Origin of the sequence: Coleofasciculus sp. G3-WIS-01 (assembly GCF_040223135.1) — a bacterium.
In the GTDB taxonomy this organism is placed as follows: Bacteria; Cyanobacteriota; Cyanobacteriia; order Cyanobacteriales; family Coleofasciculaceae; genus Coleofasciculus.
In genome coordinates this window covers 19,454-35,753 of sequence record NZ_JAVJZI010000277.1, presented here as the reverse complement: position 1 = coordinate 35,753, position 16,300 = coordinate 19,454, and the positions used below count along the sequence as shown (strand labels likewise).

The 16,300-nt window shown below is 43.7% G+C and carries 13 protein-coding genes and 1 pseudogene; 12 read left to right on the top strand and 2 right to left on the bottom strand.

All coding sequences use genetic code 11. The annotated features are described in order from the left end of the window. Positions 1-81 (bottom strand): annotated as a pseudogene (locus RIM23_RS29630) (IS607 family transposase); the annotation flags it as partial. 174 nt (positions 82-255) lie between these two features. Here RIM23_RS29630 and RIM23_RS29625 point away from each other — a divergent pair. Next, positions 256-594 carry a hypothetical protein gene (locus RIM23_RS29625; RefSeq protein WP_446371946.1) on the top strand — a complete coding sequence of 113 codons (339 nt, stop codon included), beginning with the start codon at positions 256-258 and terminating at the stop codon, positions 592-594. A 138-nt stretch (positions 595-732) separates the two neighbouring features. Here RIM23_RS29625 and RIM23_RS29620 read toward each other — a convergent pair whose 3' ends face one another. After that, complete coding sequence (locus RIM23_RS29620; RefSeq protein WP_446371944.1) at positions 733-1,863, bottom strand: general stress protein; 1,131 nt, start codon at positions 1,861-1,863, stop codon at positions 733-735. A 679-nt stretch (positions 1,864-2,542) separates the two neighbouring features. Between RIM23_RS29620 and RIM23_RS29615 the strand changes: the two genes are divergently transcribed. The 11 genes from RIM23_RS29615 (at position 2,543) to RIM23_RS29565 (ending at position 16,297) form a co-directional block, all read left to right on the top strand. Beyond that, complete coding sequence (locus RIM23_RS29615; RefSeq protein ID WP_446371942.1) at positions 2,543-2,815, top strand: GlsB/YeaQ/YmgE family stress response membrane protein; 273 nt, start codon at positions 2,543-2,545, stop codon at positions 2,813-2,815. 172 nt (positions 2,816-2,987) lie between these two features. Then, the gene (locus tag RIM23_RS29610; protein ID WP_446371940.1) at positions 2,988-3,701 is read left to right on the top strand and encodes a helix-turn-helix domain-containing protein; all 714 of its coding nucleotides are present in this window, start codon (positions 2,988-2,990) and stop codon (positions 3,699-3,701) included. Between the two features lie 58 nt (positions 3,702-3,759). Further along, a complete protein-coding gene (gene clpB, locus RIM23_RS29605) occupies positions 3,760-6,423 on the top strand; it encodes an ATP-dependent chaperone ClpB (RefSeq protein WP_446371938.1) in 2,664 nt (887 codons plus the stop codon). A 235-nt stretch (positions 6,424-6,658) separates the two neighbouring features. Next, positions 6,659-7,660, top strand: a complete 1,002-nt coding sequence (gene hpsE / locus RIM23_RS29600; protein ID WP_446371936.1) for a hormogonium polysaccharide biosynthesis glycosyltransferase HpsE — start codon at positions 6,659-6,661, stop codon at positions 7,658-7,660. Further along, a complete protein-coding gene (gene hpsE, locus RIM23_RS29595; RefSeq protein WP_446371934.1) occupies positions 7,660-8,637 on the top strand; it encodes a hormogonium polysaccharide biosynthesis glycosyltransferase HpsE in 978 nt (325 codons plus the stop codon). The genes hpsE (RIM23_RS29600) and hpsE (RIM23_RS29595) overlap by 1 nt, the downstream gene beginning before the upstream one ends. Before the next feature lie 125 nt (positions 8,638-8,762). Next, positions 8,763-10,745 (top strand): molecular chaperone HtpG, encoded by a 1,983-nt coding sequence (htpG, locus tag RIM23_RS29590; RefSeq protein ID WP_446371932.1) that lies wholly within the window; start codon positions 8,763-8,765, stop codon positions 10,743-10,745. Between the two features lie 189 nt (positions 10,746-10,934). Further along, positions 10,935-11,939 (top strand): glycosyltransferase family 2 protein, encoded by a 1,005-nt coding sequence (locus RIM23_RS29585; protein WP_446371930.1) that lies wholly within the window; start codon positions 10,935-10,937, stop codon positions 11,937-11,939. 49 nt (positions 11,940-11,988) lie between these two features. Further along, a complete protein-coding gene (locus RIM23_RS29580; RefSeq protein WP_446371928.1) occupies positions 11,989-12,972 on the top strand; it encodes a glycosyltransferase in 984 nt (327 codons plus the stop codon). Positions 12,973-13,028: 56 nt separating this feature from the next. Beyond that, the gene (locus RIM23_RS29575) at positions 13,029-14,312 is read left to right on the top strand and encodes a glycosyltransferase family 4 protein (RefSeq protein ID WP_446371926.1); all 1,284 of its coding nucleotides are present in this window, start codon (positions 13,029-13,031) and stop codon (positions 14,310-14,312) included. A 52-nt stretch (positions 14,313-14,364) separates the two neighbouring features. Continuing rightward, the gene (locus RIM23_RS29570; RefSeq protein WP_446371924.1) at positions 14,365-15,243 is read left to right on the top strand and encodes a sialate O-acetylesterase; all 879 of its coding nucleotides are present in this window, start codon (positions 14,365-14,367) and stop codon (positions 15,241-15,243) included. A 292-nt stretch (positions 15,244-15,535) separates the two neighbouring features. Then, positions 15,536-16,297, top strand: coding sequence for a putative capsular polysaccharide synthesis family protein (locus tag RIM23_RS29565; protein ID WP_446371922.1), 762 nt, complete (start codon positions 15,536-15,538; stop codon positions 16,295-16,297). Positions 16,298-16,300: the final 3 nt, after the last annotated feature.

The window sequence follows — 16,300 nt, the reverse complement described above, 5'->3', positions numbered from 1 at the left end:
CGTCAAGTTTCCTTGTTTCCACCACCTCCAGGCAGTTCGATAACTGATTCCTGCTTTTTTGGCATAGTCTGAGAGTTTCATGTCTATATATTACCCAACATGACTACATCTGGCTATATTCTTATTGAAACTTTACAATACCACACTGTTTTTATCCAGTTCAGGTTTAGACTAGGTATTTCATCCTAATTTCATAAAGGGCTGTCAAGCTATTAGATAAGAAACTCTAGAGAGCTGATTAAGCCGGAGAATGTTATGAATGCAAGACTATTTACTCAAACTCTTATCAGTGCAGCCGTTGGAGGTGTGGTAGCCCTAGGGCTTACAGGTAGCCCCTTATTAGCACAGAACCGAGAAGTCACCCCAAGCACACCTGCAAACTCTACTCCTGAAGCTACAGCCAATCAACATCAACAGCACCAAGAAATGATGGATCAGATGCAGCAAACGATGAGTCAGATGCAGCAGATGATGGAGAAGTGCAAAGCCAAGATGAACCATGGCACGATGGACAGTGGTAATGCCCATACTGGGGCGATGTCCGGTCAACAGGGCAATAGTAGCACGCCTCATAGCCATAGCACGGGTAACTAAGGACACATCATTGAGAGGTGAGTCAACTGTATAGAACCTCTAGCGGTCAATTGATTAACGCAGATTGCAACGGTGCGGCGAATATCTTAAGTAGGGGCTCTCGCATTTGCGCTCTATAGTTATGCAACAAACCGCTCACTAAACTTCGCAAATGCGAGAGCCCTTACCTTGATTCATCGGAAAATCTGCATCGTATAATTCCTGGATTGCCGTATCCATATCATGGCGACGAGAGAATGTACCAACCGCCCGATGAGGGTGATTTACAGCGTGGGAAGTATTAGCCATTGAATTACTCCGACGAGAATGATCATCATTGAGTCCGTCAAAAATCGCCCATTCTTGGACACCGTGACGGCGCAAGATCGGTTCGGCGCGACGGATTTGGGCTTCTTTTTCTTCTAAAATCAGTAAGTATTCACCCTGGTTAAATCGGTTGTGGAAGAAGTGATGACGATCGTTGAGAAAACCAAATGATGTTTTATCGAAGCGATCGCGAACATTCACATTCGGTATCCAATTATGGCGATCCTGATCACGGGAAATTACAGAAATTTGATTGAGCGGAAAACCTGCCTCGCTTAATTCCCGAATTGCCGCATCGGTATGGTGATAGTGGGGAAATACACCAATGGCACGAGAATGGTGGTGATCTCGATCTACTCGATCTAAATGATGCTCAGAAGTCTTTGAGGTGACAGGGTGGTTACCAGAGGGAGCAACTTTCGGCGCATCGAAAATCTCCCACTCTTGAATCCCGCGATGGTGCAAAATGCTTTCGGCACTACGGATTTCTGCTTCGGTGCCTTCTACGATGATTAAATATTCTCCGCGAGAGACTCGCTCATTGTAGACTTTAGCTCGGTGTTCAGGAATGCCTAAACCAATGAGTGCGCCAGCCAAACCACCCGCTGCTGCTCCGATAGCCCCCCCTGCCAAAGTGGTTGCGATCGCGGTTGCTGTTGCACCTGCCAGTAAAATTGGTCCGACGCCCGGAATGGCTAAGGTTCCCAAACCGACTAACAAGCCTGTCAAACCTCCTAATGCACCTCCTGTAACGGCGCCTGTTGTCGCACCCTCGTCGGCTTTGTTACCGACTTTCTTATGTCCATTCGTTCCGGCTACCTGATCAGTTCGATTAGAATCCTGTGTGATTACAGAAATTTTATCCATCGGGTAGTGAGAATTTCTCAGATCTCTCAATGCCGATTCCGCGTCTCGGCGGTTGGGAAAAGCCCCTATCGCTCGTTTATTGTGTCTTAAAGTCATTTATTTTTCTCCCAGCGGGAAAGGTTTTTGTTGAAACGCCCTTTTCAGGTCTACCTTTCCCATTTAATCTCTGATTTATATCACCTTCCTCAGTCGGGAGAAATAAGTTAGTTTATATCTCAAAAGATGGATGTATTTTGAGTAGATAAAAGCTTTAATAATAGATTATTTTATTTAAGGAGTATTCTTTTGGAACTAAGTTAAACTACTCAAACTATAGCATTGGTTTATCCCTAAAGCAACTCAATTAGTTTGCTAGAGTCTTGTCGGGGTTGGATTTATACCAATTTGCATTCAAAAGTATAACTTTCTCTCCCCCTGCTTCCCCTGCTTCCCCTGCTTCCCCTGCTTCCCCTGCTTCCCCTGCTTCCCCTGCTCCCCTGCTCCCCTGCTTCCCCTGCTTCCCCTGCTTCCCCTGCTCCCCTGCTCCCCTGCTTCCCCTGCTTCCCCTGCTTTTCCTGCTTTTCCTGCTTTTCCTATCTACTATGTTTAAGCGCAACTCGGTATTAGCTCCCGTGTCGGGGTATTTTTGTCAATAAAAGCAGTGGGTTGATTCTAATAAAATTTACAACCTAATAACTGAAGTAATTAAGCTTATTTCTGGAGATAGAGGTTAAAAAATACCAATAAAGATAAGCTAATAAATATCAAAAACTGTTTTCTTTGAAAACCAAAAATCATGAACATATTGGCTTGGATAGTTTTGGGCTTGCTTGCTGGTGCAATTGCCAAGGCAATTTACCCAGGTCATCAAGGTGGCAACATTATTTCCACTCTATTACTGGGAATTGTCGGTGCTTTTGTGGGTGGAACATTGGCGACACTTCTGACGACGGGGGAACTAGCAATGACAGCAACAGCATTAAGTATTCCGGGTATTGTCTTGGCTGTTTTGGGGGCTATTCTTGCCATCTTTATTTGGCAGCGATTTGCCCAACGGCGTGTTTCTTAAGTTAGGAGGCAATATTCCAGAGGTTTGAACAGGGGAGACTTAAACCTGATTTTTCCTATTCGGAAACCCGCCTGCGCGGGTGCAAGTTTGTGTAGCTGCGGTTGAAACCACCCTAACGGAATAAACCTAAAATCTGGCAAAATACTATAACAATTCCAGATCACTCCTAATCATGTCCGCATCTAGTCCAATAAATCAGTCTGTCCCTAATTACACCCAACAGTTACAATACCTCATGGAGCAGGTGGATGTTTCAAGTTTTCGCCAATTGAGTCGTGTCAGTGGTGTGTCTGAACGACAACTGAAGCGTTTGCGACAAGGACAGGTATCGCAAATGCGGGTAGAGACGCTGCTAAAATTATCGGATATATTAGGAATATCGGTCGATCAGTTGCTCACCTTATTTTCAGCAGAATCAATCTCTCCAATTACGCCGCCACGCGATCGCACCTCACCAAGTCTTGATCTTCGGGCACCAGAAAGTCTAGACAACCTCAAGCATGAATACCAACGACTCCAACAGCAATTAGCCGAACAACGCCAAACCCTGCTACAGGAGTTTCAGCAATCGAGTGTGCAGGTATTAGAATCATGGTTATTGCAGTGGCCCACAGCCGCTTATGCTATAACCCAGAATGACCAGTTACCTGCCATCCGATTATTACCCCTAATCAAGCCAGTTGAACAGCTTCTGCAACAATGGGGCATAGAAGCGATCGCCTCCGTTGGCGATGAATTAGCGTATGATCCTCAATGGCATCAATTAATGTCGGGAACCGTTCAACCAGGCGATTTGGTGCGAGTTCGTTATGTTGGTTATCGCCAAGGCGATAAATTATTGTATCGGGCTAAAGTGAGTCCATTGCCAAATCGAAGCTACAGATAGAGTAGATTGTTATACTGCCATTGGGAGATACTATTCAATCGAGACTCGATAACCACTCATGCAGCCCACCGACGCCAGTAAATTTACCGACAAAGCCTGGGAAGCGATCGTTAAATCCCAAGATGTTGCCCGCCGCTGTCGCAATCAACAGCTAGAAGTTGAACATCTGGCGATCGCACTCTTGGAACAAGAGGGGTTAGCCGCCCGGATTCTCTCACGGGTGACGGTGGATGTACCGAGGTTGAAGCAGCAGTTGGAGGCTTTCGCAAATCGCCAAGCTAAGGTGAATAATGTTGACCAACTCTATCTAGGGCGAGGGTTGGATATTATGCTAGATAATGCAGAGGCATCGAGAGTCGCCCTGCAAGATGATTATATTGCAGTAGAGCATTTACTCTTGGGATTAGCCGCCGATGAACGGATTGGACGCCGCTTATTCAAAGGCTTTGACCTAGATAGTCCCAAACTTGAAGCCGCGATTAAAGCAATTCGGGGTTCGCAAAAAGTCACCGATCAAAGTCCTGAATCCCGGTACGAAGCCTTACAGAAATTTGGGCGGGATTTGACAGAACAAGCCAAAGCCGGGAAACTTGATCCAGTAATTGGGCGGGATGAAGAGATTCGTCGGGTGGTACAAGTCTTATCCCGACGTTCCAAAAATAACCCGGTGCTAATTGGTGAACCCGGTGTCGGCAAAACCGCGATCGCAGAAGGATTGGCGCAACGGATCATTAATGGAGATGTCCCAGAATCCCTCAAGGAACGCCAGTTGATTTCCCTGGATATGGGCAGTTTAATTGCTGGGGCAAAATATCGGGGGGAATTTGAAGATAGACTCCGCGCCGTTTTACGGGAAGTTACCCAGTCGGATGGACATATTGTTCTATTTATTGATGAGTTGCATACCGTTGTCGGTACCGGATCAGGTCAAGGGACAATGGATGCCGGGAATTTACTCAAACCTATGCTAGCACGGGGCGAATTGCGCTGTATTGGTGCGACAACCTTAGATGAGTACCGTAAGCATATTGAAAAAGACGCCGCCCTAGAACGACGGTTTCAACAGGTACTCGTGCGACAACCGACGGTGGAAAATACGATTTCGATTTTACGGGGACTTAAAGAACGCTACGAAGTTCACCATAATGTGACCATTACTGACTCCGCCTTAGTCGCAGCAGCGACGCTATCGAATCGTTATATTAGCGATCGCTTCTTACCCGATAAAGCTATTGATTTAGTCGATGAAGCCGCCGCTAAGCTGAAAATGGAGATTACTTCCAAACCTGTGGAACTTGAAGCCATCGATCGCAGACTGATGCAGCTAAAGATGGAAAAGCTATCTCTAGAAGCCGAAAGTCAGCGTCAGGGTGTCGCCTCTGTTAGCAGTGCTTATCAGTCGTCCCAGGAACGGTTAGCCCTGATTGAGCAAGAAATTGACCAGCTTGAAGCTAATCATGAACAGCTTAATGGACAATGGCAATCGGAAAAACAACTTTTAGAAGATATTAATACCCTCAAAAAAGAAGAAGATCAACTCCGGGTTAAAATTGAGCAAGCTGAACGTGCTTATGACCTGAATCAAGCTGCCCAGCTTAAGTATGGACAGCTAGAGGTACTCCAGCGCGATCGCGAGGCAAAAGAGACGATGATGCTGGAACTCCAAGCAAAGGGTTCCGCCTTGCTACGAGAACAAGTTACCGAAGCCGATATTGCCGAAATTGTCGCCAAGTGGACAGGAATTCCCGTAAAACGCTTGCTGGAGTCGGAACGCCAAAAACTGTTGCAGCTAGAAGGACATCTGCATAAACAGGTGATTGGTCAAGGGGAAGCCGTGGAAGCTGTCGCGGCGGCGATTCGTCGCGCCAGGGCGGGGATGAAAGATCCCGGACGCCCGATCGGATCATTCCTCTTCTTGGGACCCACAGGTGTGGGTAAAACAGAATTGGCGCGGGCTTTGGCACAGTTTCTGTTTGACAGTGACGATGCTCTAGTCAGGATTGATATGTCCGAGTATATGGAGAAACACGCCGTTTCCCGGTTGATTGGCGCACCTCCAGGATATGTGGGGTATGAAGAAGGGGGACAACTCACCGAAGCCATTCGCCGCCGCCCTTTCTCGGTGGTATTGCTGGATGAAGTGGAAAAGGCACACCGGGATGTATTTAACATTTTGTTGCAAGTCCTTGACGACGGACGCATTACTGACTCCCAAGGGCGAACCGTGGATTTTCGCAATACGATTATTGTCATGACCAGTAATATTGGCAGTGATCATATTCTCAATGTGGCGGGGGATGATACCCAGTATGAGGAGATGCGGAAACGGGTGACTGATGCCTTGAGAAAGCAGTTTCGCCCCGAATTTGTTAATCGTGTGGATGATATTATTATTTTCCATACCCTGACTCGCAAGGAATTGCGGCAAATTGTCGAGATTCAACTGCAACGGATTGAACGGTTGTTAGCGGATCAGAAAATCTCCATTGAATTGTCACCCACCGCTCAAGACTATGTGGTGAATGTCGGGTATGATCCGGTTTATGGGGCGCGTCCCCTGAAACGGGCAATCCAACGGGAACTAGAAAACCCAATTGCCACAAAGCTACTTGAAAATACCTTTGGGGCGGGGGATACAATCCTTGTCGATTGCGTGGATAATGTCCTTACCTTTAATAAGCAGGGGGCGATTAATTTGCCGGAACCGGAAGCGGTACATTGAACAGGTTGCGTCAAAAATCTTCATCAAATTTTCATTAACACCTCTCCCGAATTCAGCTAATATTCAGTTAGAATCAGAATTCAGGAGAAGGGCATCTCTATAGAAAAACAAAAGTTCGTAGTAAGCGCTTTAGCGCCATCAGCGCCTCAGCACTCACGACAAACACTTAAGCCGATTTTCTTCTCAGCTAGGCAAAAGTGACATTTGACTTTTGACCTTTAAGATTTAACCTGTTATGTCCCTTACCTTCACCGTCGCGATTCCAACTTACAATGGCGCAAGCCGAATATCAGAAGTATTAGAACAACTGCGCCGCCAAAGGGGTACAGAATCGATTCGCTGGGAAGTCATCGTTGTTGATAATAACAGTACCGATAATACGGCGGAGATTATTAAAGATTATCAGAAAAACTGGTCTGCCGACTATCCCTTACGATACTGCTTTGAAGCCAGACAAGGGGCAGGATTTGCCCGACAGTTGGCGGTGAAGGAAGCGCAAGCGCCACTGATTGGGTTTTTAGATGATGATAATATTCCCGCCCTCAATTGGGTGGCTGCTGCAGTTAGCTTTGCTCAAGCTTATCCCCAGGCGGGAGCCTATGGAAGTCAAATTCACCCAGACTTTGAAGTGCCACCCCCAGAAAGCTTACAACCAATTCTACCCTTTCTCGCGATCGCAGAACGCGGTGAGGAACCTTTTTGCTACGAACCCCGCAACAAATTATTACCCCCTTCCGCCGGATTGGTGATTCGCAAGCAAGCCTATCTCGACACGGTTCCCAGTCAACTCATTTTAACGGGCAGAATTCAGGGGAATATGCTCACTGGGGAAGACTTAGAAATGTTATGCTATATGCAGCTCAACGGCTGGGAAATTTGGTATAACCCAGCCATGGAAATTGACCATAAAATTCCCCAGAAACGCTTAGAACGAGACTATTTAATCCCCTTTATGCGCGGCATTGGACTTAGCCGTTTTGTCACCCGCATGTTGAGTGTCAAGCCTTGGCAACGCCCCTTAGCTTTTTGTGCCTATACCCTTAACGATTTGCGGAAACTCATTATTCACCGTCTTAAATATCAGGGTAGAATCCAATCCGATTTAGTCGCCGCTTGTCAATGGGAACTCTTTTTAAGTAGCTTAGAGAGTCCATTCTACCTGTACCGCCATGGCTATTTCAATAGCCCCAATCAAATCATTACCCTGAACTCTATATCACGGGGGACGCCGGAATAATGTCTGTAGATTTCACCGTAGCCATTCCCACTTATAATGGTGCCAGTCGTTTGCCAACGTTGCTGGATAAACTGCGACAGCAAACGGGTTTAGAGCAGATTTCCTGGGAAATTATTGTTGTTGATAATAATAGTCGCGATAATACCGCTCAAGTGGTACAGGAGTATCAAGGGAACTGGCTAGTCGGTGTTCCCTTAACCTATATCCTGGAACCGGAACAGGGTGCGGCTTTTGCCCGATTACGGGCGGTGAAAGAGGCGCAGGGGGAACTCATTGGATTTCTGGATGATGATAACTTGCCCAATCCAGATTGGATAGCCCAAGCTGATTCATTTGCCCAGGAACATCCCCAAGCGGGTGCATTTAGTGGGCAAATTCACGGGGAGTTTGAAGTTGAACCGCCGGAAAACTTTAAACGCATTCAAGCTTTTCTTGCCATTCGAGAACATGGTTCTACGCCCCATCAATTTGAACCGCAAAACTTAAAACTCCCAACAGCAGCAGCATTAATTGTTCGTCAGAAAGCTTGGCAGGAAAGCGTTCCCCAACGTCCTCAATTAAAAGGGAGACTGGCGGGTTCAATGTTAGGGGGAGAAGATTATGAACCCTTACTATACATGTATAAAGCCGGATGGGAAATTTGGTATCATCCCCATTTGCATACCTATCATCAAATACCCCACTGGCGATTAGAACGGGATTACTTACTCTCTATTTCACGGGGGTGTGGGTTAGCGACATGTCAGCTACGGATGGTGAATGCTAAACCTTGGCAAAAACCGCTGATTATTATCCGCAATTTTTTGGGCAACTTGCGCCGAGTTGTTGTGCAGTTTATTAAATATCGGGGGCAATTTAAGAGTAATCTAATTGCGGCTTGTGAAATGGAATTTTTTTGGGGAAGTTTAATTAGTTCATTCTTAGTCACCAACAAGTATCCCCAACCCTGGGGAGGAGCAAGGACTAATGACCCATGACCAATGACCAATGAACATCTCAAGTGAGGAAATCCGAATCTCAGCGGTGGGTAATCCCATACATAAATTCAGGTGCGATCGCGCAAAATCATCAATGAACCCTAAACCTATATGGCGTGATACCTATGACTGTACTCGAACAGGGACAAATCACCATTCATACTGAGAATATCTTTCCCATTATCAAGAAGTCGCTCTACACCGACCACGAAATCTTCTTGCGGGAATTGGTCTCCAACGCCGTAGATGCCATCCAGAAGCTGAAGATGGTGTCCTACTCTGGGGAAGTGGATGGGGATGTGGGGGAACCGGAAATCACGATTTCCCTAGATAAAAATAATAAAACCCTCTCCGTCTCCGATAATGGTATCGGGATGAGTGTTGAGGAAGTGAAAAAATACATTAACCAAGTCGCCTTCTCCAGCGCCGAAGAGTTTATCCAAAAATACCAAAAAGAAGCCGACCAGCAGATTATCGGTCACTTCGGCTTAGGATTTTACTCCAGCTTCATGGTGGCAAAGAAAGTAGAGATTGATACCCTCTCCTACCAAGCCGGTGCTGAGGCGGTACATTGGTCTTGTGATGGTTCGCCCCAGTTTGAATTGTCGGAGTCATCTCGCAAAGAACGGGGAACCACTGTCACGCTGACTCTACAGGATGAAGAGACAGAATATGCAGAACCGGCGCGAATTCGCCAACTGGTGAAGACGTACTGCGACTTTATGCCCGTACCGATTAAGTTAGATGGCGAGGAGCTCAACAAGCACAAGGCACTGTGGAAGCAATCACCCCAGGAGCTCAAGGATGAGGACTACTTAGAATTTTATCGCTATCTGTACCCGTTTCAGGAAGACCCCCTGCTGTGGGTGCATCTGAAGACCGATTATCCCTTCCTGTTGAATGGAATTCTCTATTTCCCCAAGCTGAAACCCGATGTGGATGTGACCAAAGGTCATATCAAGCTATTCTGTAATCAGGTCTTTGTCAGCGACAACTGCGAAGAAGTCATTCCCAACTTCCTCATGCCCTTGCGCGGGGTAATTGATAGTCCGGATATTCCCTTAAATGTGTCCCGCTCCGCCCTAACCAATGACCGCACCGTGCGCCGGATTGCCGATTTCATCGCCAAGAAAATCGCTGACCGTCTCAACGAACTCTATAAGGAGCAACGCCAAGACTATATCCGTTGCTGGCAAGATGTGGGGACTTTTGTCAAGTTTGGGGCACTCAATAATGATAAGTTCAAAAAGCAAGTTGAGGATATCATTATCTATCGCACCACCTATTCTGGGGAGTCCCAAAGCCAATCAGAGACGCCAGAGGTAGAGGTGCAGTCTCAAGAGGACGATGCTTGGCAAGAGGTGAGTCCAGTCGTGGTGAATCAGGATGACAAAGGGCGAACCTATACGACGCTCAAAGAGTATTTAGACCGCAACAAAGCCCACCACGAAAACCACGTCTTCTACTGCACCGACGAAGCCGCTCAAGCGACTTATGTGGAACTGCACAAGAATCAGGGGTTAGAAGTCCTTTATCTGGACTCATTTATCGACACCCACTTTATCAGTTTCCTGGAACAGGAATATTCTGATGTCAAGTTCTCGCGAGTCGATTCAGAGTTAGATAATACCCTAGTTGACCAAGACAAGGCGGCGGATATTGTTGACCCCAAAACCAATAAGACTCGTAGCGAACTGATTAAGGAGTTGTTTGAGAAGGCGATAAATAAGCCTAAGGTAAATGTGAAAACCCAGGCGCTGAAATCTGATGACCCCCAAGGGACACCTCCAGCCATGGTATTGTTACCAGAAGCCATGCGACGGTTGCAGGATATGACCGCCCTATTACAGCAGCAAGCGGCGCAGTTTCCGGAGGAGCATATTTTGGTGGTGAACACGGCGCATCCCTTGATTCAGAACTTAGTCGAGATTAGTCAGGGGAGCATTGTCCAAGGGGTAGGTCAATCCCCCAGTGGGGAACTTGCCCATCAAATTTGTCAACATGTCTATGATTTGGCATTAATGGCGCAAAGAGGCTTTGACGCTAACGGAATGAAAGCGTTTGTGGAGCGGTCAAACCAGGTGCTAACGCGGTTAACCGCAAAATAGGGGGAAGGATTGAGGGTCTGTTGGCGGAAATCATAGATAATTTTTCCCCAAAATATGTCCTCAAACAAATAGGTGTGATCCCCGTGTAGGGGCGACCCGCTTGAATTAATTAACCATCCTAATCCATTCAATTGAGTCGGGTCGCCCTCTATCTAGTGTCAACTAACTAGTTACAAATACTAATTGCCAATGACCAACGACCAACGAATCGTTTTTATTATCCCCGTTAGAAATAGAAAAAACTATACGCATAATATACTGGAGCAACTAACTTTTCAAATCGAACAAGAAAATCTAAAAGGGATTTCTATTATTATCGTCAATGATGGTTCCACGGATGGAACCAAAGAAATGATTCAAAATAAGTTTCCCACTGTTTTTTTGATTGAGGGAGATGGTTCTCTTTGGTGGGCGGGTGCTATTGTTAAAGGAATGAGTTACGCACTGAAATCATTAGAGGCAGATTATATTGTTTGGTTAAATGATGATATTTGTATCGCAGATTGTTTTATTAGAAATCTAATTAAAATTTGCTCTTCAGGTAAGTATAAGAGCGCCGTTGTAGGCGGTATTGTTTTAGATCAAACGTACATTGATTGGATTGTTTACAGTGGACTAAAGGATAGACAGCCAGTTAGTCATATCAATGCCTTTTCCACATCTAATGAGTTAGAGGTAGATGTTTTATGTGGCAACATTGTCGTTATTCCCAGAACAATCGTTGATCAGGTTGGCTTTCCCGACTCAATTAAACTCCCTCACCATGGCAGTGACTATGAGTATATTATGCGGGTTAAAAAAGCAGGGTTTAGAGTTATTTTATCCTGTAACCTGAAAGCCAGCACCGATTATACAATCAGCGACTTTACTCGCTATATGCCCTATTGGATGCAGTGGTATTTACAGCCTAATTTAGGGAGTCGCTGGAAAATAATTCAAGGATTGACTAATTTAAAAGCTAATCAAAATATTTGGTTAATTGTGAATATGCATTCCAGTAATCGGGATAAAAAAGTAATTTCAAATTGGAATTATCTATTCTGTTACATTAATAAAATAATCCGCTTCCTTATTATTGATTTTTTACCTAAAGATTATGTCAAATCGAGAATTTATAATTATTTGCTTGAGCAAAATCCTCCCCCAGCCATAGTAGCGACAGTAATGGAACGAAACGATCCTGCTAAAAAGTAGAAAACTTAAAAAAAGTTATTAAAATTATAGTATAGGGAAAACAGACAACATGTCATTAATTTCTGTTATAATTCCGGCTTATAACGCTGAAAAAACCATCGAAGAGACTGTTGAATCTGTCTTAAACCAAACCTTTACAGATTTTGAATTACTTATTATTGATGATGGCTCTCAAGATTCAACTTTAGACATTATTAAACGCATTTCAGACCCTCGAATTCAAGTCTTTTCTTACCCTAATGGGGGTGCAAATATCAGCCGTAATCGGGGACTTGCCCAAGCGGGTGGTGAATACGTGGCGTTTTTAGATGCGGATGATCTCTGGACACCTGATAAGCTAGAAGCACAATTAAGCGCCTTGCAAACCAATCCCCAAGCGGCTGTTGCTTATAGCTGGACTAGTTTTATTGATGAATCAGGTAATTTTCTTCATAAAGGAATTTGTTCTACCGACACAGGTAATGTATATGCGAAACTCTTACTTGTCAATTTTCTAGAGAGTGGCTCTAATCCCTTAATTCGTCGGCAAGCTTTAGTTAAAATTGATGGTTTTGATGAGTCACTACCTGCCTGCCAAGATACAGATTTGTACTTACGATTAGCAGAACATTATTTATTTACCGTCGTCCCAAAAATTCAAGTTTTCTACAGACGCTCTTCTCAGTCAGTATCGTCAAATATTGTGAATTTAGAATTAGCTTGGTTAACAATCTTAGAACGAGCTTTTACTAATGCGCCTCAATCACTACAGTATCTCAAGCGGCATAGTTTAGCTAACTTATACAAATCAATTACCTATAAAGCTCTTTCAGGTATTCCCGAACGAAAACAAGGATTTTTAGCAATTAAACTGTTTGCAAATGCAATAAGGTTTGATCCTTTTCTTTTGAAAAGACGAATTATTTGGAAAGTGCTATTAAAAATCACTGTTATTGTCGTATTGCCCAAGAAATTATCTAATTATTTGCTTTTAAAAATGGAAAATTTAGCGGATCTTCATGCTTTAATTGCGCGAAATAGAATTCAGGTTTGATAGAAATATATTGTCTCTCGTAGATCACCAAACTTTATCAACTCTATAATGGAATCATGAAAATTTTACTTCTCAGTACTTGGGATAAACAAGGTGGTGCATCCCGTGCGGCTTATTTAACGCATCAGACATTTAACCAAGCTGGTATTGATTCCAGGATGGTAGTTTTAGAAAAGTGGAGCGATGATCAGAGTGTTGTTGGACTCCAACCTTTAAAATACTCACAAAAAATTATCAAAGAAACTCGTTTATATTTAGATGAAATAAAACTGAAGCCTTACTATTCTAAAAACAGAAAGCGAGAACTTTTTTCTCCAGCCATATCCACAGAACCCATAGTACCACTTGTCAAGCAAATCAACCCTGATATTATCAATTTACATTGGATTTGTAAAGGGTTTTTAAATCCAGAAATTTTGATCCAATTTGATCAACCTATAGTTTGGACACTTCATGATATGTGGCCCTTTACAGGAGGATGTCACTTTTCTGAGGAATGTTTTCGTTATCAGGAACGTTGTGGTTCTTGTCCTCACTTAGGTTCAACTCAGGAAAATGATCTGTCCCGCAAATTGTGGTTGCGAAAAAAACGAGCTTGGCAATCGTTGAATTTAACCATTGTCGCTGTCAGTCATTGGCTAGCTAATTGTGCCAGACAAAGTAGTTTATTTAAAGGGCGAAGAATCGAAGTTATCCATAATGCCATTGACACCTTGCAATTTAAGCCAATAGACCGAGAAATTGCTCGACGTATCTTAAATTTGCCTAGCCATAAAAAAATTATTTTATTTGGAGCAATCAATGCAACAGGAGATCAGAGAAAAGGATTTAGATATTTAAACGCAGCAATTCCAAAAATTGCCGAAAGTGAACTTAAAGAAAACGCAGAATTGGTTATTTTTGGCGCATCTCATTCATCCTGTAATTCTGACTTAGGCATGAAAACTACTTACTTAGGAACGCTTCATGATAATGTTACATTGTCTCTGGTGTATTCAGCAGCTGATGTGATGATTGTGCCGTCCACTCAAGAGGCTTTTGGGCAGACAGCGGCTGAGTCTCTTGCCTGTGGAACACCAGTTGTTTGCTTTGATACCACTGGACTTAAAGAGGTTGTTGACCATCAGGACAATGGTTATCGGGCGCAGTGTTACAGCGTTGACGACTTAGTTAAAGGGATTCAGTGGGTACTCAAGGATGAAGACCGATGGCATAAGTTATCACAACGGGCTAGAGAAAAAATTGAGAAAGAATTTAGTATGGAAATGCAAGCTCAAACTTACTTACAATTATATCAAGAGCTTAACCAAGATGTATCTTCCCACCAATTCTATGAATAGTAAAATGCTTAAAAATTGTGTTAGCCTTGTTTTCGGTATTTTTATAGTCTCTGTGACTAGAGTACAAGCCTTTTCTCTGATCAACACAAATTCAAGCCGCCATCCTACTCCATCGATTAAACTGTTTATTCTAGCGGGTCAATCAAATATGGTGGGTTCCCGCTCAACTATTAACGATGTACCCGATAGCTGGCTACAACCCCAAGACAACGTACTGTGGTACGACTCGGATAATACCTGGGGTTCCCTGAGAGTTCCCACAGAACCGTTTCCCTTTAGTCGCGTCTTTAATGGAGTGGGGTTTGGACCAGAAATTACCCTGGGACAAAGAATTGCTCAAGAGTTAAATGAAACCGTCGCCTTGGTGAAATATGCTAAGGGGGGTACAAATTTGGCGGTAGACTGGAAACCGGGTGGTGAACTCTACTCCAGTATGATGGATCGGGTGAATCAGGCGATCGCAGAGTTTCCCATCGCCTCTGTGAATGTCGAAATTGCTGGGTTTTTCTGGATGCAGGGAGAATCTGATGCTTACAATTTGATTATGGCAAATCAGTATGAGCAAAACTTGACTAATTTTATCACCCAGGTGCGCCAGGATTTGCATGAACCCAATTTACCCTTTGTTTACGGTAAAGTTTTTTTAACCGGAACTCAACAGACGCCATTTGGTATTTTTAGGTATGGAGATATAATTCGACAAGCGCAGTCTCAGGTGAGTGAACAGGTTCCAGGAACCTTTGCAGTAGAGACAAGTGATCTTTCCCAGCATCCAGACAATATTCACTTTGATTCCCAAGGGTTAATGGAGTTAGGCGATCGCTTCGCAGAAGAATGGTTGAGTATTCCTGAACCCTCTACTCTCGGCTTTCTCAGCTTGAGTGTGGTGATTTTTCCCTTGATCCACACCTCGCTTAAAAACAAGAAATGACACATAAATCTTTAACCTTCAGGAGAGTCGCTAATCAGGAAATATTAAATAAGGTGATTATTTACTAGCGGGAACAACCAGCGTGTGATAAGATCCACCCTAGAATATAGGGTGTATGATTCTTATGCTAGTTCTCCAGAAGTCTACGGCTTTTCCTTTAGCATCGCTGCTAAGAAAAACGAGCGTAACTCAGCCAATTTACTACTATTTGAAGAATATTACGTTCAGGCATTCGTTACATTGCCAACTCAAAACGGATCTTTTCAGTCCAGAAATCATATTAGTTTACCAAATGGGCAAGGTGGCGTCTTCATCAATTTGCCAATCGTTAAAATCGGCAAATATTACGCAACCGCTTTACCAAGTTCATACATTAAATCGTGAATGGATTCAAAAAAAATGGCGAACAATAAAACTTTATAAAGCTTACAACAATCGTCCTGTAATCGATCAAGACTTCCTCATTAGTACGTATATTAGCGATCATCTTGACCAAATCCTGAATCGTAAATTAAAGATCATCAGCATTGTCAGAGATCCTTTGCAAAGAAATATATCAGACTTTTTCCAAAATATCGAGCAATATTTTCCTAACTTTGCTCAAAGATTTTCTTCAGGTCAGTTGCGTATAGACGATATCATTGAAACTTTTTGGGATAATCAGGGCGCTTGGGGTGTAGATTATGCAAAGCGATGGTTTAATCGGGAACTTAAAGCTGTTTTAGGTATTGATGTTATGGCAGTTCAATTCCCGAAAGATAAAGGTTATGTAGTTATTCAGCATCCGGATAAAAACATAGAAATTCTTCTCGTAAAATTTGAGAGCTTTAATCAATGTTTAGAGAGAAGTTTGTGTGATTTTTTTGGCTTAAAACAGATCCAAATTAAGCTTGCCAATGTTTCTCAAAAAAAAGATTACTATCAAGCCTATAAAGAGTTTCAAGGATTAATCCGTTTTCCCAAGGATTACTTAGACAACATTTACCGAAATCCCTTGATGTATCAATTCTACACTGAAGCTGAAATTAATCAATTTCAGCATAGGTGGGAATGAGCA

Bases quoted from the DNA above. Each gene is read 5' to 3' on its own strand.
- RIM23_RS29625 (WP_446371946.1), top strand. From the start codon at position 256: ATGAATGCAAGACTATTTACTCAAACTCTTATCAGTGCAGCCGTTGGA.
- RIM23_RS29620 (WP_446371944.1), bottom strand. From the start codon at position 1,863: ATGACTTTAAGACACAATAAACGAGCGATAGGGGCTTTTCCCAACCGC.
- RIM23_RS29615 (WP_446371942.1), top strand. From the start codon at position 2,543: ATGAACATATTGGCTTGGATAGTTTTGGGCTTGCTTGCTGGTGCAATT.
- RIM23_RS29610 (WP_446371940.1), top strand. From the start codon at position 2,988: ATGTCCGCATCTAGTCCAATAAATCAGTCTGTCCCTAATTACACCCAA.
- clpB (WP_446371938.1), top strand. From the start codon at position 3,760: ATGCAGCCCACCGACGCCAGTAAATTTACCGACAAAGCCTGGGAAGCG.
- hpsE (WP_446371936.1), top strand. From the start codon at position 6,659: ATGTCCCTTACCTTCACCGTCGCGATTCCAACTTACAATGGCGCAAGC.
- hpsE (WP_446371934.1), top strand. From the start codon at position 7,660: ATGTCTGTAGATTTCACCGTAGCCATTCCCACTTATAATGGTGCCAGT.
- htpG (WP_446371932.1), top strand. From the start codon at position 8,763: ATGACTGTACTCGAACAGGGACAAATCACCATTCATACTGAGAATATC.
- RIM23_RS29585 (WP_446371930.1), top strand. From the start codon at position 10,935: ATGACCAACGACCAACGAATCGTTTTTATTATCCCCGTTAGAAATAGA.
- RIM23_RS29580 (WP_446371928.1), top strand. From the start codon at position 11,989: ATGTCATTAATTTCTGTTATAATTCCGGCTTATAACGCTGAAAAAACC.
- RIM23_RS29575 (WP_446371926.1), top strand. From the start codon at position 13,029: ATGAAAATTTTACTTCTCAGTACTTGGGATAAACAAGGTGGTGCATCC.
- RIM23_RS29565 (WP_446371922.1), top strand. From the start codon at position 15,536: ATGGGCAAGGTGGCGTCTTCATCAATTTGCCAATCGTTAAAATCGGCA.